General features: G+C 46.1%; 21 protein-coding genes, 1 tRNA gene and 1 pseudogene. 17 read left to right on the top strand and 6 right to left on the bottom strand.

Annotated features, from left to right (window positions below; translation table 11 throughout):
- From QUA50_RS07660 to QUA50_RS07645, 4 genes are all read right to left on the bottom strand, one after another.
- The coding region (locus tag QUA50_RS07660; protein ID WP_333262415.1) for a ribbon-helix-helix protein, CopG family at window positions 1-535 on the bottom strand (535 nt) is incomplete at its 3' end.
- Between the two features lie 60 nt (window positions 536-595).
- Entirely contained in the window at window positions 596-745 is a 150-nt protein-coding gene (locus QUA50_RS07655; RefSeq protein ID WP_333262457.1) for a hypothetical protein, read from the bottom strand.
- 21 nt (window positions 746-766) lie between these two features.
- Complete coding sequence (locus QUA50_RS07650; protein ID WP_333262412.1) at window positions 767-1,423, bottom strand: HEAT repeat domain-containing protein; 657 nt, start codon at window positions 1,421-1,423, stop codon at window positions 767-769.
- A gap of 162 nt (window positions 1,424-1,585) precedes the next feature.
- Window positions 1,586-2,488: a phosphodiester glycosidase family protein gene (locus QUA50_RS07645; protein WP_333262409.1), complete on the bottom strand. Its 903-nt coding sequence runs from the start codon at window positions 2,486-2,488 to the stop codon at window positions 1,586-1,588.
- 195 nt (window positions 2,489-2,683) lie between these two features.
- On the opposite strand from QUA50_RS07645, the gene QUA50_RS07640 reads away from it, so the two are divergent.
- The 4 genes and pseudogenes from QUA50_RS07640 (at window position 2,684) to QUA50_RS07630 (ending at window position 4,862) form a co-directional block, all read left to right on the top strand.
- Window positions 2,684-3,469 carry a pentapeptide repeat-containing protein gene (locus QUA50_RS07640; RefSeq protein ID WP_333262407.1) on the top strand — a complete coding sequence of 262 codons (786 nt, stop codon included), beginning with the start codon at window positions 2,684-2,686 and terminating at the stop codon, window positions 3,467-3,469.
- A 214-nt stretch (window positions 3,470-3,683) separates the two neighbouring features.
- Window positions 3,684-3,836: pseudogene (locus QUA50_RS29230) on the top strand (HEAT repeat domain-containing protein); the annotation flags it as partial.
- Between the two features lie 344 nt (window positions 3,837-4,180).
- Window positions 4,181-4,480: a type II toxin-antitoxin system HigB family toxin gene (locus QUA50_RS07635; protein ID WP_333262405.1), complete on the top strand. Its 300-nt coding sequence runs from the start codon at window positions 4,181-4,183 to the stop codon at window positions 4,478-4,480.
- The gene (locus QUA50_RS07630) at window positions 4,464-4,862 is read left to right on the top strand and encodes a transcriptional regulator (RefSeq protein ID WP_333262403.1); all 399 of its coding nucleotides are present in this window, start codon (window positions 4,464-4,466) and stop codon (window positions 4,860-4,862) included. Before QUA50_RS07635 ends, QUA50_RS07630 begins: the two co-directional genes overlap by 17 nt.
- Before the next feature lie 247 nt (window positions 4,863-5,109).
- On the opposite strand, the gene QUA50_RS07625 is transcribed toward QUA50_RS07630, so the two are convergent.
- Window positions 5,110-5,194: transfer RNA gene (locus tag QUA50_RS07625), tRNA-Ser, on the bottom strand.
- Between the two features lie 214 nt (window positions 5,195-5,408).
- Between QUA50_RS07625 and QUA50_RS07620 the strand changes: the two genes are divergently transcribed.
- From QUA50_RS07620 to moeB, 9 genes are all read left to right on the top strand, one after another.
- Window positions 5,409-5,777 (top strand): 2Fe-2S iron-sulfur cluster-binding protein, encoded by a 369-nt coding sequence (locus tag QUA50_RS07620; RefSeq protein WP_333262400.1) that lies wholly within the window; start codon window positions 5,409-5,411, stop codon window positions 5,775-5,777.
- Window positions 5,778-5,811: 34 nt separating this feature from the next.
- Entirely contained in the window at window positions 5,812-6,327 is a 516-nt protein-coding gene (locus QUA50_RS07615) for a thermonuclease family protein (protein ID WP_333262397.1), read from the top strand.
- A 45-nt stretch (window positions 6,328-6,372) separates the two neighbouring features.
- Window positions 6,373-6,504 (top strand): hypothetical protein, encoded by a 132-nt coding sequence (locus QUA50_RS07610; protein ID WP_333262394.1) that lies wholly within the window; start codon window positions 6,373-6,375, stop codon window positions 6,502-6,504.
- A gap of 45 nt (window positions 6,505-6,549) precedes the next feature.
- Window positions 6,550-7,365: an inositol monophosphatase family protein gene (locus tag QUA50_RS07605; RefSeq protein ID WP_333262391.1), complete on the top strand. Its 816-nt coding sequence runs from the start codon at window positions 6,550-6,552 to the stop codon at window positions 7,363-7,365.
- Between the two features lie 101 nt (window positions 7,366-7,466).
- The gene (locus QUA50_RS07600; RefSeq protein ID WP_333262388.1) at window positions 7,467-8,390 is read left to right on the top strand and encodes a tetratricopeptide repeat protein; all 924 of its coding nucleotides are present in this window, start codon (window positions 7,467-7,469) and stop codon (window positions 8,388-8,390) included.
- Window positions 8,391-8,988: 598 nt separating this feature from the next.
- Window positions 8,989-10,224 (top strand): ATP phosphoribosyltransferase regulatory subunit, encoded by a 1,236-nt coding sequence (locus QUA50_RS07595; RefSeq protein ID WP_333262385.1) that lies wholly within the window; start codon window positions 8,989-8,991, stop codon window positions 10,222-10,224.
- Window positions 10,225-10,368: 144 nt separating this feature from the next.
- On the top strand, window positions 10,369-10,596 hold the full coding sequence (locus QUA50_RS07590; RefSeq protein ID WP_333070789.1) for a ferredoxin family protein: 228 nt from the start codon (window positions 10,369-10,371) through the stop codon (window positions 10,594-10,596).
- Between the two features lie 317 nt (window positions 10,597-10,913).
- On the top strand, window positions 10,914-11,393 hold the full coding sequence (locus QUA50_RS07585) for a M67 family metallopeptidase (RefSeq protein ID WP_333262382.1): 480 nt from the start codon (window positions 10,914-10,916) through the stop codon (window positions 11,391-11,393).
- Between the two features lie 79 nt (window positions 11,394-11,472).
- Window positions 11,473-12,639 (top strand): molybdopterin-synthase adenylyltransferase MoeB, encoded by a 1,167-nt coding sequence (gene moeB, locus QUA50_RS07580; protein ID WP_333262379.1) that lies wholly within the window; start codon window positions 11,473-11,475, stop codon window positions 12,637-12,639.
- A gap of 667 nt (window positions 12,640-13,306) precedes the next feature.
- On the opposite strand, the gene alaS is transcribed toward moeB, so the two are convergent.
- Window positions 13,307-15,958 (bottom strand): alanine--tRNA ligase, encoded by a 2,652-nt coding sequence (alaS, locus tag QUA50_RS07575; protein ID WP_333262376.1) that lies wholly within the window; start codon window positions 15,956-15,958, stop codon window positions 13,307-13,309.
- A 1,125-nt stretch (window positions 15,959-17,083) separates the two neighbouring features.
- Between alaS and QUA50_RS07570 the strand changes: the two genes are divergently transcribed.
- From QUA50_RS07570 to QUA50_RS07555, 4 genes are read left to right on the top strand one after another with little or no spacing between them, the layout of a single operon-like run.
- Window positions 17,084-17,692, top strand: coding sequence for a hypothetical protein (locus tag QUA50_RS07570; protein WP_333262374.1), 609 nt, complete (start codon window positions 17,084-17,086; stop codon window positions 17,690-17,692).
- A gap of 6 nt (window positions 17,693-17,698) precedes the next feature.
- A complete protein-coding gene (locus QUA50_RS07565; protein ID WP_333262371.1) occupies window positions 17,699-20,416 on the top strand; it encodes an OmpA family protein in 2,718 nt (905 codons plus the stop codon).
- A 2-nt stretch (window positions 20,417-20,418) separates the two neighbouring features.
- Window positions 20,419-20,955 (top strand): Rab family GTPase, encoded by a 537-nt coding sequence (locus QUA50_RS07560; RefSeq protein ID WP_333262369.1) that lies wholly within the window; start codon window positions 20,419-20,421, stop codon window positions 20,953-20,955.
- Window positions 20,952-22,508: a PAS domain-containing sensor histidine kinase gene (locus QUA50_RS07555; protein ID WP_333262366.1), complete on the top strand. Its 1,557-nt coding sequence runs from the start codon at window positions 20,952-20,954 to the stop codon at window positions 22,506-22,508. Before QUA50_RS07560 ends, QUA50_RS07555 begins: the two co-directional genes overlap by 4 nt.
- Window positions 22,509-22,518 lie beyond the last annotated feature (10 nt).

Raw genomic sequence — 22,518 nt, 5'->3', positions numbered from 1 at the left:
CGGTAGCCAGTTGCTGCTGTAAAGATGCGATCGAACTTTCGCGTTCACTCAACTGCTGCTGTAAACTTTCGTAACTTGACTTCGCTACTGTTTCGGCTAATTGGCTTTCGAGATTTTGCTTTTCGGTAGCCAGTTGCTGCTGTAAAGATGCGATCGAACTTTCGCGTTCACTCAACTGCTGCTGTAAACTTTCGTAACTTTCTGGCAGCGGATTTGGCTTTACACTCACCGAGTCCGATAGAGTTTCTGCCGTTACAGCGTCATTAACTTCGCTTTCTTCGGCTGTTTCCCCTTGCAAGTGGGCTGCCTCTACCTCAGTTTCTTCACCTTTTTTCCAAGTGACAGTAACTTCCGTCTTGTCCTTAGAAATATCCAGAGCGCCTTGTGCCAAGCGTTCTAGGAGTTCCGACCTTGATATTCCGAGCTTGCGAGCGATCGTGTTTAATCGATCGGCACTAGAAGAAGTCAGCGAAAGTCCGACTTTGACTTTGCTGTCTGAATTGGAACTAACTACATTGCGATTTTTTTTGACCATTGGCATTTTCCTCATGCCAACCTACACTTATTAGTATAGTGGCTGAAGCTTGTATTAAAATTAATTCTTGTTACTTACCAATTGTGCCAGCTTCTGTTCCCAATTTAACAAAAATCCTTGAATATACTCTTCGACCCATTTCTCGCCGTAGAACCGCTTAAACATTCCCTCGCCCGATTTTTTTTCGGCACGATACCGCAGATAGCGCAGTTGAGGTTGTAAGCCCTTGTTTTAAAGCGAAGCTTCCAAAGTCGCACCTGCAACCCGATGATCTCGATCTTTTGCCAAATAGCTCACAGCAGCGCGAGCTTGAGGATTGTCAAATTTGCTCAGCGCGCGAGCAACTCGCAGCCGAATTCCCCAGTTATCCGAACTTACTAGAGGTAATAATTGCTGCAATGCCTGTTCTTGCTTCGGGGTATTTGCCAGCAGGCCCAATCCGTCAATTGCTGCTTCCTGAACTGGTAAATCTTCGCCGCCAAGAGCGATCGCACAAATTTCAAATACTGCATCAGGACACTGCATTTCATACAGCGGAGCCATGATGCTGCGGCGGACGAGCCAATTGTCATCGCGGCGAAAAGCTTCGACTAAATGAGAAATTGCCTCGGTTCCGAACCTTGACAAAGAGTTAGCGGCTTCGGCGCGCACGTTCGGATCGCGATCGAACTGCATCATTTTTAACAGCGCCGCAAAAGCTTCCGCAGTTTGAATCTGCCGCAATCCCATCGCCACACACGATCGCACGATAAACTCCCGATCGTCCACTTTGCTCAGCAACATCGGCAGCGCCACCGCAGAATCGCACTTTCTCAGAGCCGTTACCCCCCGCAGCCTCTCTTGAGAATCCGAACTTTCCAGCGCTGCTTGGATTTCGCTAATTTCCATAAGCCAATTATAAATTTTTGTTACGTTTCTTTACAATTTTAGCAATTATTTCGGGATTTTGGGCAGATTCAAATGATTATTTACAATCAGCGGCTTGGCTACCGGGGACAATACAATCACTTTTCACCTCAATTATCGGAGATAAAAGCGCAATTTACACTCCTAATTCTCCCGCGCATAAAATCCCAAATGATTGGAAATTGGACGTTCCTGCATGGGAATTTTATTCTGAATGGGAGCATTCAACAGTTTCGCTCCTGACGGCGATGCTACTGCAAAAGTTACCGACCCGCCGCCATCTAAATTTAGCACTGTCTCAGCTCCCAACTGCATCGAAATATCAGTTATTTCGCTCAATTTCAGCCCTTCACTGTAAAGCCTCTGCTTGCCGTCTGCCAGAATTAACCACAACTTGTCGCCTGTTTTGTCGATCGCCGCGACTGCACGGGGATAGGGTTTATCCTGCTTGCGTTCTTCCTGACTTTGTGCTACGGGCTGGCCATTTTTTACCAGCAAAGTATCTCCGGCAACGGCATAGGCTGTTCCCGCAGGACAAGTGCCGTTTTCGATTATTTGAGCGCGGTTTTTGGCATCAAAACAAAGGGCGGGAAAGTCTGGATTGGGTTGAGAATAAGCTTGGCTTTTGGCAATAGCCTGTCCGACATTATTTACTCGATCGCCACTGCGGGGATAGTAATCCCAGGGTGCTTCCTCGATGCAGGGATAAAAAAAGTTGCCGTTGACTGCTAATTGCAATTTAAATTCTTTCAGGAATTCAGTAGCCGTGCGGGCATTGGTTTCTGTTAAATCGGGTGTTGGGTTTCCGGGAGTGACAAAAATTCCTATTCCCGGCGCTTTTAGGTCGATGCTAACAATGTGAATTAGGGTGGGACGCGGATTAGTCCGAAATTCCCTGCGGTAGGCTATTCCCTGAAAGAGCGATCGGGCTTCGTTTGTTTGTTGGGGACGCAAAAAGTAGGGAATGTTGTAGAGTAGTATTGGTGCGAGCAATATTCCGAGACCGAGAATCTGCCAAATTTGTTTGATCGTGGGTCGATAATTCATACCATTTTAGATTTGAGTTCGGGGAGGGGAAAACTGACATACAGCGGATTCCAGGTTTATAAAGTACACCCCAGAAACCGGGTTTGTTCTGGATTTCTCGCCAGAAACCGGTTTTATTCAAGAAACCCGGTTTCTCTGTACTTCACTTACCTGGAAAGTGCTGTATTTATATATTTTCAAGCATCCTGTACTAATATGAAGTATTCGGGTTCCAATAATTTTAGCAATCAAATTTTACGAAATCGATCGTTCCAAGGACAAGTTCTTAACGGTGCTGATTTCAGCGGTGCGGATGTTCGAGGGTGCAATTTTAGAAATGCTCAGTTAGCGGGTGCGAATTTTATAGGTGCGAAAATCGGGCTTTCTCGGCGACAGATAGCTGTTTTGAGTGCTGGGGCGATCGCGATTTGTTTGGTTGTGGGCGATGTTCTGACTCGACTGATTTTGGGATCTCAAGGACAAATACCGGGCTCCGGCAGTTGGCCTTTTGTTCTGTTGCTGTACGGGGTTTTGAGCGCTGCTGGCTTCGCTTCGGCGATCGCCAGCAAACAGCCAAAAACCTCAAAAGCGGGTAGATTGGCACGAACAATTTCTGCTATTCTATCAGGAGCTTTGTTGGGATTTTTCTATGCTGGCACTGCAACTAATAATAATTCCCAGGCTGCTATTGCTGGAATGTCGATCGGCGGGGTGTTAATGTTTGTGGTGAATTCCCGGATTCGCGGCCAATTTGCACAGGTGGCGATCGCATCGGCTGGAAGTGTGGCGACTTACGCAGGGGCTTTTTTGTTCAGTGCAACGGCGAGCGCTTTTCTGAGCACTCACAAACTGTTTTGGGGTATGTGTTTCGGTTTGCTGTCGCTGCTGTATCTTTGGTTTGCGTTTGTGTCTTTCTCGGCTATTGTTCGAGAGATTGGAAATGCTGAGGGTACTTCTTTCAGAGGGGCAAATCTCGCTGATGCTAAGTTCGATATACATTAGCTCAATCTAAAATCTAAAATTTAAAATCTAAAATTCCCTGACTGATATTCAAACAGCAATTGAGCCAGCAGAAAGCGACGCTTTGCTGCAAACGGTGAGGGAGCAAATGGCCGTCGAAAATTTGAATCCCAACGACAGCGAACTGCTCAAAAAGATGGTCGAATGTATGGGAGATTCGCAGGGAATGGTGAGGCTGAGTTGAGCCGAAACTCTCGGCTCAATTGGCAAACCTGCAACTCCTTTTTTGCTGGAAGCTCTAGCACATCACCCCAACCCTGTGGTGCGTAGAGCCTCTGCTAAAACGCTGACTCTGATTTGCGAGGATCTCGCCCGAACCACGCTGCTAGAAGCTTTTTTTACAGGATGAGGATCGAGTCGGGGGAGGAAGAGTGGGATTAAAGATAAAGCCTGCGGTTTCCCACCGCGCCTACACAGAGAAAACCCACTTGGAGTGCGTTAAAGAATTTTTACTCGATCGGGCCTTGACGTTTTCCTCTCAAAATGAGAGTATAAGCATAGTATGCAAGCAAAACTGTCGGCGTTGCTGATTCACCGTATGAATTCAAGATTTCCCAATTGCTATAAGCCCGCTTGAGGGTGAGTTTTGTAACTTCAAGGGAAAAGTTGATTCATACCGCGAATCAGCAACGCCAAACTGTCAACAATTAGCAATCACTATGCAAAACACAATAAAAAATAACAGAAAAACCGATGCACTTAATTTCGCTCCGCAACCTCCGTAAAGATGCTGCCCAGTATCCCGATGTCAAAAATCAAATTGATAGCTGGAACGCAACTGTAAAGCAAGCAGAATGGCAGAATCTGGAGGAGGTTCGCAATATTTACCGGGATGCCGAAGCAGTAGGAGACTTGACAGTCTTTAATATCAAAGGCAACGAATATCGCCTGATTGTCGGCATCAACTACGAGAACCAAACTATTTACTACAAATATTTCCTAACCCACGCTGAATACGACAAAGACAAATGGAAAAATGATCCTTACTTTTGAGCGAGCCACTTATAGCAACTTGCTTGCAGAAATCGCTCCTATGGCGATCGAAACCGAAGAGGAATACGATCGCCTCCTGGCAGTGGCAGAACGGCTAACGTTCGCTAAAAACCTCACTCCAGAGGAGAGAGCTTTATACAAGTTGTTAGTCACGCTGATTGAAGTTTACGAGAGAGAAAATTATCCGATGGACAAATCGGAGCCTCATGAGATTTTGCAACACATCATGGAATCCAGTGGCACCCGTCAAGCGGACTTGGTAGGTATCATTGGATCGAGCGGTGTGGTGTCTGAGGTTGTCAATGGGAAAAGAGCGATTAGCAAGGCACAAGCTAAGGCACTAGGCGATTATTTTAAAATCTCACCTAGCTTGTTCATTTAATTTGGAAATTGGGCATTGGGAATAGGGGATTGGTTATTTGTGATTAGAAAAACTACTAACCAGTAACCACTAACTATTACCCATGCCCGATGCCCGATGCCCATGCCAGAGGCATCTGACCCTAGAAAAGCGAGATCCCTTGATTTTTCTAAAAGAATTCAAGGGATCTCGCTAATAATCAAAGTATTTATCTCATATCAGAGATTTTGGTTGCAAGCTGTTTTTTTTGCCTAAACAGCTTGTTTAACGGAGAGGGAGGGATTCGAACCCTCGTTAAGTTGCCCTAAACACACTTTCCAGGCGTGCGCCTTCAACCGCTCGGCCACCTCTCCAAGGCTAAATTAATTCATTCAGCCACAGCTAAACTATATTAACAGAACAAATCTGATTTGGGAAGGGGTAACGGCATAAATTTACTGTTTAATGTGGGTAGGGTGTCAAACGAGGGGGCTTGAATTCTGCTCCCTGTGTCGCAGACCCCTTCATCTAAAGGAGTTTGCCCGCCAAACCCCAATCTAAAATCTAAAATCTAAAATCTAAAATTCCATGACTGACTCTTACACAATTAAAATTCATAACAGACAGACAGGCGATCGCCACACCGTGCGAGTACCAGAAGACCGCTACATCCTGCAAAGCGCCGAAAACCAAGGAGTAGAATTGCCCTTTTCCTGCCGCAACGGCGCTTGTACCGCCTGTGCGGTGCGCGTCAAGTCGGGGCAACTGTACCAGCCAGAAGCAATGGGGCTTTCTGTGGAACTGCAAAAAGAAGGTTATGCCCTGCTGTGCGTCAGCTATCCCCGTTCCAACATCGAGGTAGAGACGCAAGACGAAGACGAAGTGTACGAACTGCAATTCGGCCGCTACTTCGGCAAAGGTAAAGTTAAAGCCGGTTTGCCGTTGGATGAAGAGTGAGGCAATTTGATAAATTATCAACTACCAATTATCCATGCTCTATCGGTTATTTGCGATCGCCCTTTGTCTGTTGCTAGCTAGCTGCCAAAAACCAGAAATGCCCCAAGGTACGATCGCCAAAGTAGAAAGGGCTATCAGCGGGCAAACAATCGAAGTTATCAGTACAGCGGACAAAATAGCCTTATTAGAACAAATCAGGCTGATTGGTATTGATGCGCCGGATTTAAAACAGCAGCCTTGGGGAGAAGCAGCCAAACAAAGACTAGAACAGCTAACTGGGGGAAAACAGGTATTGTTAGAATCAGACATCGAACAGAAAGACCAGTTCGATCGCAAACTAGCCTATTTGTGGCAAGATAAAAATTTGCTCAACGAACAGCTAATCAAAGAAGGTTATGCCCTGGCCTCAGTGCGATCGCCCAACACCAAATACCAGCAGCGACTCATCAACGCTCAAGAATGGGCGAGACTCATGGGTAAAGGCCTGTGGAATCCAGAACGAGCTTTGCGCCAAACTCCCGCAGAATTCCGCCAGCAAAATGGGAAATAGTCAATCGATTTTAGATTTTAGATTTTAGATTAAAGAATTGAAGCATTGACCCCACCGATAAATACGTTCGGCAAGTTTCATCGGGTACAGGTTTTTATTTCTGGACGGATCGATCGCGTGGCGGGTATCGTGAATGCGGGAATTGTCAGTTGGGAATTGTTGACAACTGACAACTGACAACTGACAACTGACAACTGACAACTGACAACTGACAACTGACAAATGACAGACAATCAACTGCAAAACTTCTTAGAAATAGCCACCGAAGCAGCCCTAGCCGCCGGTTCCGTCCTGAAATCTTTCTGCGGAAAATTAGAAAAAATTCAAGAAAAAGGCCGATCTGGCGATTTAGTCACAGAAGCCGACAAAGCCTCAGAAGCCGTCATCTTAGAAATTCTCGGCCGCCACGTACCCCACCACGGCATCCTCGCCGAAGAATCCGGCAAATTAGGAGATGCTAGCAGCAAATACCTGTGGGCGATCGACCCTTTGGACGGCACAACCAATTATGCTCACCAATATCCTTTTTGGGCCGTGTCGATCGGACTTTTAATCGACGGCATACCACAAATTGGAGTAATTTACGACCCTTTTCATAATGAATTGTTTCGGGCAGGCAAAGGATTGGGAGCAACCTGCAACCGTTCGCCCATCCAAGTTTCCCAAATCTCAGAATTGAGAACCAGCTTGCTAGTCACTGGCTTTGCATACGATCGGCGCGAAACAGCAGACAATAATTATGCCGAATTCTGTCACCTCACCCACCTCACCCAAGGCGTGCGGCGCAGCGGTTCCGCATCCCTAGACCTCGCGCACCTGGCGATGGGGCGATCGGACGGATACTGGGAACGGGGACTCTCCCCTTGGGACGTAGCCGCCGGTGTACTCATCGTCTCCGAAGCCGGAGGTCAAATTACAGCTTATGACGGCAGTGCCTTTGAGATGAACTCGGGTCGGATTTTGGCCACGAACGGCAAAATACACGCCGAACTCAGCGGCGCACTGCTAGCGGTTCCTCCCTTATCTTCCTGGAAGTAGCGCATCCCAGCAATAGATCGGGGGTAGTACGGGGGTCACAACCCCTTGACTCAAGCTACATTAAAGAATAGTGAAAAGCCAGGAAAGGAAGAGTAAAAGTTATGTCTTTTGAAATGACAAAAGGGCTGTTCAAGTATGACTTTACAGATCAGCACGCAATTTTGGGAGTTCCCTTAGACGCCGAGTTTAACGACATCCGCAAGCGCTACATGAAAATCGCCCGCCGGTTGCATTCGGATACTTGCTCTTTTGAAAGCCAAGCTGATAAAGATTGGGCTAACCAATTTTTGTCAAAAGTAGTCAATCCGGCTTACAACAAATTTTCCAAGGAAAGCGATCGCAAAGAATACAGCCTGCTATTAGCAGCCATCGCCAAGCGCGTTGTTAAAGAACAGGCGAAAATGCAAATTGAAAGCGAAGCAGCCAAACAGTTAGCTACCGCTAAAGATTGGGAAGAAGCTTACAAAACAGCAGTTAGCAAACTAGCTCTCAAGCAGTACGAATCAGTTAAGGAAACGCAAGAGGCGATCGATCAAATTAGCGAACTTAACATGGTTTACCTGCTGCGAAAAGAGCGCCTTGGTGGAGTTGGGGTTGCACCCGCTTCACCCATAAAAGATGCAACCCCAATAAAAGATGCAACCCCAACTCCAACCCCAACTATAAGCCCAACTATAACCCCAACTCCGCCCAAAGTCCAAAACTCGCCGGCCGAACCCTATTGCCGCCGAGCTCAAGGATTCATGAACAGCAAAAGTTACGCCAAAGCAATTTTAGAGTTGAAAGAAGCCGTGAAAGTCGATCCGAAACACAGCCAGTCCCACGCTTTGTTAGCAATGTGTTACCTGGAACAAAATCAAGCCACAATGGCCAAAATTGAGATGAACAAAGCTTTGGCATCAAATCCTGAAGAACCGACGGCTTTGGAGGTTAAGAAAAAGCTGGAACAAGTTTCCGCCAAGGCAAAAAAAAGTGACGATAAACCGGGATTTTTTGCAAGTTTGTTTGGCGGGAAGAAGAAGTGAGAAGTGGTGAGTCGCGAGTCTTGAATATTGAGAAAATGGTCAACTGTACAGCAGTGGAGTGAGCTAGATCAAAAAAATCAAGACTTGGTGAGATCAAATCCGGTGACATCGGAATTATACCGTCAGTGCGATCGTCCCGCGAGATCGGATGCTCCAGGAAGAAGGGGACGATCGCACTGAGGGGGAAAATGATAATTCCGATGCAAACAAAATTGATAGGACACCTTAATTTGTTAAAGTCGAATGTTAAGCTTGCCTCGTTAGACTGTAAAAGCGTTCCCTAAAGCTAAGCTTCTAACCCCAATCGAAAATCTAAAATCTAAAATCGAAAATCTAAAATCTAAAATCTAAAATTGATATGACACCTTAATTTGTTAAAATCAAAGGTTAAGCTTGCCTTCTTCGACTTTAACAGCGTTCCCTAAAGCTAAGCTTCTAAGCCCAATCGAAAATCGAAAATCGAAAATCAAAAATTGATATGACACCTTAATTTGTTAAAGTCGAATGTTAAGCTTGCCTGGTTCGACTTTAACACCGTCCCCTAAAGCTAAGCTTCTGGGCCCAATCTAAAATCTAAAGCCTAAAATCTAAAATTGATATGGTTCACCAACCCCCATCGGGTGCAAGAGATTTATTGCCCCTTGACGTTGCTCAAAAAATTTCGATCGAACGGCGCTTGCAGCAGGTTTTTCACCGCTGGGGCTATCACCGGATTATTACCTCTACTCTAGAAAGGCTGGAGACTTTGATGGCTGGGGGCGCGATCGACCGATCGACCTTAATTCAACTGCAAGACGCCGAGGATGGAGAACTCGGTTTGCGGCCGGAATTGACAGCTTCGATCGCGCGCGCGGCTGCGATGCGGATGGCCGGGACTCGCTGGCAGCCGTTTCGCCTCTACTACAACGCTAACGTGTTCCGCAAAGGCCCAGATACTGGCTCAGGCGGGCAACAAGAGTTCTATCAAGCTGGGGTAGAACTGCTGGGCGCGGGGGGGACGGTTGCGGATGCGGAAGTGCTGCTGCTGCTGTCTGAGTGCTTGCAGAGTTTGGAAATTGATGACTGGCATTTGGTTTTGGGAGAAGCGGGCTTGACTGCAAGATTGCTGGAACCGTTTCCGCCAAATGTGCGCCAAAAAGTTCGGGGGGCGATCGCCAATCTCGATCGAATTGCCTTGGAAACTTTGCCGCTGTCAACCGAATTGCGAGAAAGAGCACTGCTGTTATTTGACTTGCGCGGCCGCCCAGAAGAGGTGTTGCCAATTGTTGCTAAGCTGGATTTAGATTTGCCGCAGCAAGCCGCGTTAAACAATCTCAAATCTGCGATCGAATTGCTCCACCAATGCCAGTCAAAAATCCCCAATCTCAAATCTCACATTCACCTCGATTTGAGTTTAATTCAAACATTTGACTACTACACTGGCATTGTGTTTGAAGTTGTCAGCAGCAGCAAGACAGGACAGCGAGTTTTAGGACAAGGGGGACGCTACGACCAACTTTTAGGACTGTTCGATCCCCAAGGGCAAAATTCCCCCGGCATCGGGTTTTGTCTGAATATTGAAGATTTGCACCAAGTTTTGCTGACAGAGGGGCAATTGCCCAGCCAGACGCCCGCTAGCGACTGGTTGGTTGTGCCTCAAACTCCTGAAGCTAGTGCCGCCGCGTTTGCTTACGCTCGCAAACTCCGAGACTCTACTCACCTAGTTCGGGTGGAAATAGATTTGGAGAGTCGGGAGACAGATGAGGCGGCGCGGGAATACGCGCGCGATCGGCGAATTGCTCAAATTGCTTGGGTAAATGCCGAAGGATTGCCAACAATTGAAACGGTAAATTAGGCTAATTGGTAATTGGTAATTGGTAGTTGGTAATTGGTTAAGAATCACCCGATATGATATTATGTATCCTGCTGATTTAGAGAAGGTTTTGCCAATTGCTAATTGCTAATTCCCTATCTACCTAAAATCTTTTGAGAGAACACTATGGCACACACTATTGTTACGAATATTTGCGAGGGAATTGCTGATTGCGTCGGCGCTTGTCCGGTTGCTTGCATTCACCCCGGCCCGGGCAAAAATGTCAAGGGTACTGATTGGTTTTGGATTGATTTTGATACCTGTATTGACTGCGGTATTTGTTTGCAGGTGTGTCCTGTCGAAGGTGCGATCGTCCCCGATGAACGCCCTGAGTTGCAGCAAACTCCCGCTTGATTGCAATTGCGGGCTGTATAGCTACAGAAACTAAGGGGTAAGGTGCGCGCCAATGGCGCACCCTACATTAACTTTTTTATGAACCGCAGAGGGCGCAGAGGGCGCAGAGAAGAAGGGTGAGAAATCTTGGAAAAATCTAACGTTTAGATATCTAAGTGCAGGTAATTAATTAGGTTACTTTTGTGAGTTATTTCTCTTCCATTCTCTTGTCTTTATTCATGTCCTTTGCGTCTTCGCGGTTCGTAAAAAAACAGCCCGTGAAGCGTAGCTATCCCGCAGGGAATCGCACTTTACAAAAAAAACTACAATAAAATCCTATGCCATCGATCGCACTTTCCGAATCTCAAATTTTATCCATCCGCACCCACGCCGAAAGCGCTTATCCTGAAGAATGCTGCGGTTTGTTGCTCGGTCGAGTTACTGCAGGTGTTAAAACTTTGGTGGAAGTTTGGCCGACTGAGAATGCTTGGAGTGCAGAAGCCCAGGAGAATTGGCCCGAACAAAAAGGATTGACAGAAAGACGAAGATATGCTATAAAGCCCGAAGATATGTTGCGGGCGATGAAACACGGGCGCGATCGCACTCTGGATATTATCGGTATATATCATTCTCACACGGATTGTCCTGCTGTGCCCTCAGAGTGCGATCGGACATTGGCCTGGGCCGAATACTCTTACATCATTGTGTCAGTCCGACAAGGCTGTTGGGAAGACCTCCGCAGTTGGAGTCTTGACGGAGAGGGGAACTTTCAAGCAGAGGAAATTCTCCCAGTGGAACCGACTGAGATTAAGAAATAATTAGTAAAAATAACAAACACGTAAAAATGCGAAAGATTCAGATAGGATGTAATTCAAAATCTGCGCTACACACAATATCATGCTAAATCCTAATCTGGACGAGATCCAGCTCAACAAACAAGAATACGAACGCTACTCTCGCCACCTCATCCTCCCAGAAGTTGGATTGGAAGGGCAGAAGCGTCTCAAAGCTGCCAGCGTGCTCTGCATCGGTACGGGAGGACTCGGTTCGCCGCTGCTGCTGTATTTAGCGGCAGCCGGTGTTGGCCGCATTGGGATTGTAGACTTTGATGTTGTAGACCATTCCAATTTGCAGCGGCAAGTAATTCACGGCACTTCTTGGGTGGGGAAACCGAAGATTGAGTCGGCTAAAAATCGGATTTTAGAAATTAATCCTTTTTGTCAAGTTGATTTGTACGAGACTCGCGTTAGTTCCGAAAATGCGATCGACATTGCCACTCCTTACGATATCATCATCGACGGCACGGATAACTTCCCGACTCGCTATTTGATGAACGACGTTTGCGTGCTTTTAAACAAGCCCAACGTCTACGGTTCTATCTTCCGATTTGAAGGGCAAGCAACAGTTTTCAACTACGAAGGCGGCCCGAATTACCGCGATTTGTACCCGGAACCCCCGCCTCCTGGGATGGTTCCTTCTTGTGCAGAAGGTGGCGTGTTAGGCGTATTGCCTGGAGTAATTGGCTGCATTCAAGCAACGGAAGCTATCAAGATTATATTGGGTCAAGGCACTACTTTGAGCGGCAGATTGTTGCTTTACAATGCCTTAGATATGACGTTCCGGCAGTTAAAATTGCGCCCGAATCCAGTGCGCCCGGTAATTGAAAAGTTAATCGATTACGAAGAATTTTGCGGCATTCCTCAAGCGAAAGCAGACGAAGCCAAAATCCAAGTTTCTGAGATGACTGTCACAGAACTGAAGCAGTTAATCGACAGCGGTGCGAAGGATTTTCTGCTGCTGGATGTTCGGAATCCAAACGAGTATCAAATTGCTCAAATTCCTGGGTCTGTTTTGGTGCCTTTGCCGGATATCGAACAGGGCGCAGGTGTCGCTAAGGTCAAGGAATTGTTGAACGGCCACCGCTTGATTGCACACTGCAAAATGGGCGGGCGTTCTGCGAAGGCTTTGGGGATTTTGAAGGAAGCTGGAATTGAGGGGATTAATGTTAAGGGCGGGATTACTGCTTGGAGTCAAGAAGTAGATCCGTCTGTTCCTCAATATTAAGTCTAATCTTTTTCTGGGGCGGGTGATTTGCCCGCCCGGAACGGGGATTATGGCAGCGGCAATTGTATTCTCACCTCGTTCTCCTTTGATTCTATCTTTGTAAGCATTTGCCAAATTATTTTGAGTCATCGCCCATTGTTGTGGGAAAGCAGGGCGGGTGTAAACTTCACTAGCTGCTTGATAAAATGCGATCGCCCTTTCGATGCTACCCATGTTTGGGATATTGTACATTTTTTGTGGGGAAAAACCCGAGTTTTTTGTACAATACTTTTACCCAGATTTTGTAGGGGCGGGTTCCACCAAAAATATCTAAGGAATACCAACAATCTAGATAAACCCGCCCCCCACCACCCATAACCCACATCAACCTAGAATTTGCATCGCATTGGAAAATGTAGGTTGGTATTTTTCGTTGGTGGGGGCGGGTTTTTGAGATTGTTGATTATTGACGATTATGATTGGTGAACCCGCCCCTACAAGCACCATGTACAGTGTGATTTATGGTTGGGTGGGGGCGGGTTTTTGAGATTGTTGATTATGGGCAATTATGGTTGGTGAACCCGCCCCTACGAGGCCTAGGTATATGATGATTTTTGTTGGGTGGGGGCGGGTTTTTGAGATTGTTGATTATGGGCAATTATGGTTGGTGAACCCGCCCCTACGGTAATTACCCCAACCCTTCAACTAACAAATTGCGAGCACTTTCCAAGGCTTCTTGCAACTTACTTGCATCGCGTCCGCCAGCTTGCGCCAAATTCGGCCGCCCGCCGCCTTTTCCGCCGCAAATTTCCGCAATTTTGCCGATGAACTTGCCAGCTTGCAATCCTTTCTTATTGAGTTCTGGACTAAAAGCTGCCACCAAACTTACCTTATCCGGTTCAGGAATTGATGCCAAAATAACCGCAGCATTTCCTAACTTTTGCTGCAATCTTTCTGCCGCAGTTTTCAGCGCTTCTGCATCCACATCTCCCAATTGAGCTACAATGATTTTGAATTCGCCGATATCCTCCGCCGCACTCAGCAACTGGTCGGATTTCGCGATCGCCAATTCCGACTTGACAGCAGCCAACTGTTTCTGAGTATCCTTCAACTCATTCTGCAAATTAGTAATCCGGTTCGGCAATTCTTCTGGCTTCGCCTTAAATCGATCGCCCAAATCGCGCACCACCTTATCCCGCACGTTCAAATAGTCTAAAACAGCTTGACCGGAAACCGCTTCAATCCTGCGAGTTCCCGCCGCTACCCCCGCTTCGGAAACAATCTTAAACAGCCCGATTTCTGCCGTATTGCTGACGTGAGTTCCGCCGCACAATTCCATCGAAACGCCGGGAAAGTCGATAACCCGCACCACGTCGCCGTACTTCTCGCCAAACATCGCAGTTGCGCCTTTTTCTCTCGCTTGGGCGATCGGCATTTCTGCAACTTCTGCAGCGTGGGCTTCAGCAATCCAAATATTAACTAAATCCTCAATTTTCTGCAACTCTTCTGCTGTGACAGCGCGCGGAGAATTGAAGTCAAACCGCAATCTTTCTGTCGATACCAGCGAACCAGCTTGCGAAATCGAATCGTCTACAATTTTCCGCAAAGCTGATTGTAATAAGTGAGTTGCTGTGTGGTTTGCCTGAATTCGGCGGCGACCGCTATTGTCAATTTTCGCAGTAATACTGTCGCCAACTTTCAGGGTTCCCCGTTCCACCAAGCCGAAATGCACGAAAAAATCTGACTCTTTCTTCACATCATCAACTCTCACCAACAAACCATCACCATTATCTCCGCTTTGCAAATAACCTTTATCCCCAATTTGTCCGCCGGATTCTGCATAAAATGGCGTTTTCTTCAAAACAACTTGTACCTCAGTACCGGCGGCTGCTTCCTCGACAGATTTGCCGTCAACTAAGATAACTTCCACCTCAGCTAAACTCGACAATTCAGCATAACCGACAAACTCAGTTCCTTGGATTGTTTCAGCCAACTTATCCAAAGAACCCTGCACGGTTAAATCGATGGTTTGGCGAGCATTTTTAGCGCGAGTTTGCTGTTCCTCCATCGCGGCTTCAAAGCCGTCCAAATCCACAGAAATTCCCTGTTCCTCAGCAATTTCTTGAGTCAGTTCTAAGGGGAAACCGTAGGTATCGTAAAGAGTGAAAGCATCTTGACCGCTGATTTGTTGGTTTGCTTGCTGTTTTGTGCGATCGACAATTTCCTCCAGCAGCTTCTCTCCGCGTTCCAAAGTCTTGAGAAACTGCGCTTCTTCCCTTGCCAATTCCGCCTTAATTTGAGCTTCCCGCTGCCGCACGTTCGGATAAGCAGCTTCCGAAAGCGCGATCGCACTTTCGGCCACCCGCACCGTAAATTCGCCCTGAATTCCAATCAGCCGCCCGTGGCGCACCACCCGGCGAATCAACCGCCGCAAAATGTAACCCCGACCAACATTCGACGCGCGGATTTCGTCCGCAATCATGTGCACCACAGCCCGAATGTGGTCGCCAATTACTTTCAGCGAAACCTTGACTTTTTCATCGCTATTGTGGTAATCAATCCCGGCAATTTCCGCCGCCGATTCAACGATCGGAAAAATTAAATCTGTTTCGTAATTGTTGGGGACTTTCTGGAGGATTTGCGCCATCCGTTCCAGTCCCATGCCAGTATCAATATTTTGATTTTGCAAGGGTGTTAAATTGCCCTCTGCATCTTGATTGTACTGCATGAAAACCAGGTTGTAGAATTCGATAAACCTGCTATCATCTTCGAGGTCAATATTGTCGCCTCTTTCTGGGTGGAAATCATAGTAAATCTCCGAACACGGGCCGCAGGGGCCAGTCGGGCCGGATTGCCAGAAATTGTCATCTTCTCCCATGCGCTGAATCCGATCGCCCGGAATGCCAATTTCATCGCGCCAAATCGCAAAAGCTTCGTCATCTTCTCGGAAAACGCTAACAACTAAATTGGACGCTGGTAAACCGAAAACTTCCGTGGAAAGTTCCCACGCCCAGGCGATCGCCTGTTTCTTGAAATAATCCCCGAAACTGAAGTTACCCAACATTTCAAAAAACGTATGGTGGCGGGCGGTGCGGCCGACGTTTTCGATGTCGTTGGTGCGGATGCACTTTTGAGAAGTCGTGGCGCGCGGTGATTCGGCGGCGCGCTGTCCGAGAAATATCGGCTTGAATTGTAGCATTCCGGCGATCGTCAGCAACACTGTCGGATCTTCGGGCACCAAAGAAGCACTCGGCAAGATTTTATGTCTCCGCTGAGCATAAAAGTCGAGGAATGTTTGGCGGATTTGGCTGCCACTGAGAAACTTAGGAGAAATAGACATGACAAGAAGTGTTAAGTATGTAAAGATGTAGCAACAATAGAATTTATAGGACTTTTGCACGGGTGTCCAGAAACCGGGTTTTTCAACGAAAATACACGGGCTGTAAATCCTCAATCTCGGTGAAAAAACCCGGTTTCTTTGTGGGCGAGTGCGTGAGTGCTAACTTACATCTATTTGGATATTCATATCATTATACTTAGTAATGTAAAGAGCTATCAAGTTTTGCAAATAGTGCTTTACTCCTGGGAAAGCTCGTGCTAACTTAATAATAGACACCGGGACAGGAAGAGAAAGGAGGTCGCTATATTTAGAAAGAAAGTTCGAGGATATAGGCATGGTGTCTCCGGTCTAGATTCCCAGGCGCAGCCGAAATTAACCGAACACAACTTGGAATAGTGGCGAACTGCCGATCGAGCAGTCAAGCCAAACCGCAGTCGAGTCAGACGTAGTTGTAGTTGCGGATTAACAGTAAAGCTGCACAAGTTGTAAACCCTAGTAAGTAAAAGTTCTCCACCGGAAACACATCTCGTTTGTTAAAAAAAACAAAGCTCTCATATTATTGGGTCCGATCGCTGTCGATCGGGCCCAATGAATTTTTATAGGGCGATCAGAGGAGGATCGGGTTGGAGGGGGAGACAGGGGCAGAGTTCTGCTGTATAAGTGCTTTCTGGTCAAAGGCAACATCCCTCGGAGCCGATCGGCGATCGATCGGTGCAGCTTTTGAGTTATATATTATATATAATGGCACGTGGAGCGCGCCTGCCCGCTTTTTGCCGCGACTCAAGCGCTTTGGTATGAGACACTGTCAAGATGGGATATCATTGAGGATGTCAGTCTAGACATTAAAACCTACCCCGCTGTGCTCTATAGCAGCAAAATCAACGCTTCTATGAGCTTGCTGCAAGCCAAGGATAGCCAACAGCCATTTTTGGTGACAAGACCAGGCTCAAAAATTTGAATCTCAGGATATTTAGAGTCAAGACTCTAAAAAATCCCATCCCCGACGCAGGGGTGAGAGTTCAAACAATAAAAGTCCGCCCACTCAAAAAAGCTAGTGCCACCAACAACGGTAGTAAATCACTAGCACATTTCTTAAACTCACAATCTCCGGAGATTTCAGGTATTATGGCCGAAATAACTAAAGAAGAAATGCGCGAACGGCTGGGAAATATCGACCAGATCCGCGATATAATTTTTGGATCGCAGCTTAGAGAATACGATAATCGCTTCGATAAAATAGATTCCGACTTGTCGATGATGCAGCAAGATATGCAAACTCGCATCGAACAAGTAAAAACAGTTCTTTCAGGAGAAATGAGGGCTGCAGTTGATTCGCTAGAAAAGAAAGTTAAATCGCTCACCTCAAACACCCAAGAAGAAAGCGCAGACATCCGCCAGCAAGTCGATCGCATTAACCGCAAATTCTCCAGCAGCATGGAAGCCCTCGACGAGGCTATAGACAATCAAACCAGTTCGCTGCGTGACGAACTCTCCCAAACCAGAGAGCGACTATCTGAAGAAACCCGCACTTTGAAAACACAGGTTTTTGAAGAACTCGATCGTCGCTTTTCTATGCTCAGAGATGTTAAAGTTTCTAGAGACGACATGGCAGAAATTCTGTTTGAACTCGGCATGAGGCTCAAAGGAACAGAATTTGTCCCCGAACTTAAAGGCGTTGCGGATAATAAGTTAAATACCGAGTTTCTGTTGCCGGAGCGCCACCATAACGGATAATAACGCATGGCTTTACCGAAAGAAAATCCGGCTGACGAAAATGAGTTAGAGGGTTTTGTTTCTCAACCTGACGAGTCTGCTTCCCATGCAGCAACCCAGCTAGAACCCTTGCTGAATCTGTTAGTCGATCTCAAAATTATTGCAGGCTCCAACCAGCAAAATGCAGAGCCCGAAGATGACAGCAGCGACAAAAATAATCAAGCTGGGGCCCTCGGCGGGTTGATGGATTTGTTGGGTATTTCTGAGCAAGCGCCAGAGGAAGTTGCAGCGAGTGTACCCGAAACTGGATCTCACCAACCGGAGTCTGGCGATTCGTGGGATGTTAAAGATGAGTTCAAAAGTTTGCTATTCGCTACTCAAAAACTCAACACTTCAGAACTGGAAAAAGACTATTCCTCAGCTAAAACTATAGATGTTTCCGCGATCGCCCAGCCGGATTTGGAGGAGGAATCACAGCCTGTCGAAGCATTGTCTAACTTGACAATAAAAGATTCTCTACATTACGTAGAGGCTCAAAAATCCCAGGGGTTCCATCCGCAACAAGATGTTTCCGCAACCGATTCCGAGTCAAAATCCTCGGAAATTTCCCATAATCCCATATTTTCCAAAGTCTCAGATCCACCATCAACTGCATATTTAGATCCGGTGGTTGCTTCTTCGCTTCAATCGATGCCAAACTTGGTAGAACAGCCGACAACGAGATCGCAGCCAGCAGAAATATTAGGTCAAATTAAACAGGATTTAAATGAAGCAGACAGCGCGATGGAAACGCTGCAAAATCTGATTTTTGGCTCAAAAATATCAGATATCGAGCAAGTCAAAAATCTGCTGGCAGAAAACGATTTGCCGGGTGTGCGCCACCTGATGGCAACAATCGACGATAAATTAGGAAAATTGGAGCACCAAATCTACGATCCCCAAGAGTTGATTGAGTTGATGTTACCTTGGATCGCAGAAATTCTCAGTCGCAAAGTCGCCGATTCCAGGGAAGAAGTTGTTAAGGCGATCGTGCCGATTATTGACGAAGTGATTAGGGCAAAAACTGTCGAAAACAAGTCGGCAATGAGTGCGGCAATAGCTGAGCTGCTTCCCGACGCACTTGCTCAACAAATAGTTAATTCGCCAGCGGATATTGCTAAGGCGATCGCCCCAGAAATTGGTCTGGCAATTAAAGAGCAAATTCGCCTTGACCAAGAGTCGATCGCTCAAGCCCTCGCCCCGGAAATGGGCAAAGCGATTACAGCCCAAATTGAACTCGAACGCGACGCAATGGTGGATGCCCTCTATCCCGTAATTGGCAATACTATTTCCCGATACATGGCAGAAGCTATCAAGACAATCAATGAAAAAGTGTCAAACGCCCTCAGCGTTGAAGGAGTTCAGCGCAAAATTAGATCCAAAGTACAAGGAGTCTCCGAAGCAGAATTAATCCTCAAAGAATCAATACCCTTTACCGTCCAAGCAGCATTCTTAATTCATAAAGCATCAGGCTTGATAATTTCCGAATTTCAAAACTCAGAAAGCTACCAGTTAGAATCAGAAATGGTAGCAGGAATGCTCACCGCTATTCGCAGCTTTGTTAACGAGTGCATCGTGCAGCCCGGAGAAGTTTCCGAACTAAATCAAATTGAATACGGCGACTCAAAAATTATGCTCGAAGTAGCGGGATATTGCTACATGGCAGTCGTGATTAAAGGAGAACCGCCACAGTCTTTCATCAACAAACTGCGGCAAACAGTTAGTAATCTCATCCTTAATTATGCTAAAGTAATTCACGAGTTTAACGGCGACCCCGGTACTATACCGGATTCGCTGCACCCCTGTATAAAAAGTTTATTCGACCCGCTGCAAAGGGAAAAATCAACAAAACCCCCGATCGCCCTAGCGGGTATCGGTTTAGTCGCCCTGAGCTTAATCTTAGTACCTTGGGGAAATTATCAGTACCGCCACAGCATTGACCTCCGCCTTGCCGCAAATACCGCTTTAGCTTTAGCATCGACCCCAGAATTAGCGGTTTACCGCTTAAACGCCGACGTTGAGGGCAACACTCTCAAATTAACCGGAAAGTTGCCAAATGCAGAATTGCGGGCAAAAGCTGCAAAAATAGCTGCATCAACTGCACCCAATCTGAAATTAGACAATAAAATTGTTGCTGTAGATGTACCTCCCGATCCCGTTTTGGCAGGGGCCGAGTTGCAGCGGATTACCGCTGTTTTGAACCGCTTGTCGGGCGTTTCTATTTCTAGTCGGTATCGCGATCGCAAAGTTACAGTAGAGGGTACAGTTAGAGACGGTGCAGACGCACAGAAAATAGCTCAGTCCCTGAAGCAAATTCCCGGTGTTGAGTCGGTCATCAGCACTGTTAAATTAGAGCCTCTTAAAATTACAACCCGCATCTACTTCCAGCCAGGAAGCACAAAATTAGAATCTACATATGAAGAAATCATCGCCCGTGTCAAAAATTTCATGGATCGATATCCTCAAAAACATATTAAGATAATTGGGCACAGCGATCGAACTGGGGAACTTGCCGCAAATCAACGGTTGTCACTCCAGCGTGCCACAGCAGTGCAAGAGGCTTTAGTGCGGCAAGGTGCTGACCCCAAGCGCCTTGTCGCGATTGGCAGCCCACATCCTCCTTCCGGCTTGGAACCCAATCAACCGCTACTTTTAAGCAGATGTGTGCTATTTGAACCAATAACTAAGACCATAAACAGCAACTAATTATGTCAGTTACTATATCTAAAAAAATGTGCATGATTGGGGATTTCGGGGTGGGTAAAACTAGCCTGATCCGCCGTTTTGTCGATCGGCAATTCAGCGACGAATACCTCTCTACTGTGGGAGTAAAAATTTCCCGCAAAAGCCTAGAATTAGAAAGCGTAAAACAGCGAGAAAATGTGACTGCACAGTTGCTAATTTGGGACTTAGAAGGGCATACAAAATTCAAAGGAATAGCACCGACTTACTTGCAGGGAGCTAGCGGCGTTTTAATCGTTGCCGATGTCAGCCGCTCCGAAACAGTTGAGCGAATCTCCGAACACATTCAGCTTTTTTCTTCAGTCAATCCTAAAGGTTTAATTATTGTGGCTTTGAACAAAGTAGACTTGATTGACGAGGAAAAATTGGCGCTGCTAGTAGAAATATCCCATTCGATATGTCAAGACAAAGTAATAGCAGTTTACACGACATCTGCTAAAACAGGCAAAGATGTTGACGAAATCTTCTACAAACTAGCTTACACAATGGTAGAACAAGTATGAACCTCCTGTTAAGAAAGCTGTTGGGCCCGCGACAAACACAGTATTTTATAGTAAATCACCATTTCATCATTCAGGAAACCTCCGCCGAAGTGCAGCATTATGCTGATATTCCGGGCCAGGCTATACCCGGTGCAGATGCTCGCCTGAGTTTTCCCGAACTGATTGGCATTGAAAATATCCTCATGTCCATCATTATGGGACGGCTGCCCGGTTTTGAAGTCAAAGGTATCGCTCGGTTTGCCGACCCAAACCGCCCTTTATACTTTGATATGTTGGCTATCAAATATGAAGAAGAACAAGAAGATGTGCCAAGTAAATTGCTAATTTTGATTGAAGATACCACCGAAAAGATGGTCATGAAGCAATCGTTGATTCAGAGGGCGAATGAAGCTAATCTTTTGGTTAGTGCCTTAGCCGCTTCTAAAGATTATATAGATAAAGTTATTCGTTCGATGGGTGATGCTTTGTTGGTGACAACAACATTAGGAAATATCAAAAAAATCAATCAATCTGCCCAATGGTTATTTGGGTATAACGAAGCAGAATTAATCGGCAACCCCCTGTCCATAATAGTAGTCGAAGAAACATTAATTTACCAAGCTCGCCACCGATATATTTTGTCTCAAAAAGAGCTACGTAGAGAACTAGAAATAGTCTGCACTACTAAAGCAGGAGAAAAAATTTGGGTAGAATTTTCCTGTTCGGCAGTTCAGACAGAATTAGAGGGACTTTACGATTTCATTTATATAGGTAGGGACATCACAGAACGCAAACAACAAGAAATAGAAATTCGCCGCTCTTTGGCAAAAGAGCAAGAACTCAGACAGGTAAAATCTCGTTTTTTCTCGATGATTGCTCACGAATTTGGCAATCCTTTAAGTACAGTATTATTTGCTACTAAAATCCTCCAAGACTACGGCGACGATATCACCCACGCGGAAAAACAACAATACCTGCAACACGTTAAATCAGCATCTCAACAAATGGCTCAGCTATTAGATGACGTGCGGTTGCTCAGCAGCGCCGAAGCAGGAAAACTCGAATTCTATCCCGCACCAGTTGACTTAAAAAAATTTTGCAGCGAGTTAGTAGAATCAATTAAAATTAGTTATGGAAAAAATCATACAATTAACTTTATTTATCAAGAATTAGTTACGCCCGCGAAACAAAATGATAATGACTCGCAGGAAACGGAACAGTTCCCCGCACTAGATCCAAAATTGCTGCAGCACATCTTGACAAATTTGCTATCAAATGCTGTCAAATATTCGCCGATCGGCAGTCATATTTATTTTGAATTAAATTGTCAGAATAATGAAGAAGCTATATTTAAAATTAAAGACGCAGGCATGGGCATTCCTCTCGAAGACCAAGAACAACTGTTTGAATCTTATTATCGAGCCAAAAATGTCGGAAAAATACTAGGTACAGGACTGGGTTTATCCATAGTCAAGCAGTGTGTAGATTTGCACGGAGGTCAAATCGAATTTTCCAGCGAGATAGGGTTAGGGACTACTTTTATCGTCAAAATTCCATTTTACAAACAGAGATAAATAGATTAAT

This window comes from Microcoleus sp. M2_D5, from assembly GCF_036701935.1.
Classification (GTDB): Bacteria; Cyanobacteriota; Cyanobacteriia; order Cyanobacteriales; family Microcoleaceae; genus Microcoleus.
Note: the sequence above shows the minus strand (reverse complement) of the source record. Positions and strands in the feature narration are given on the sequence as shown.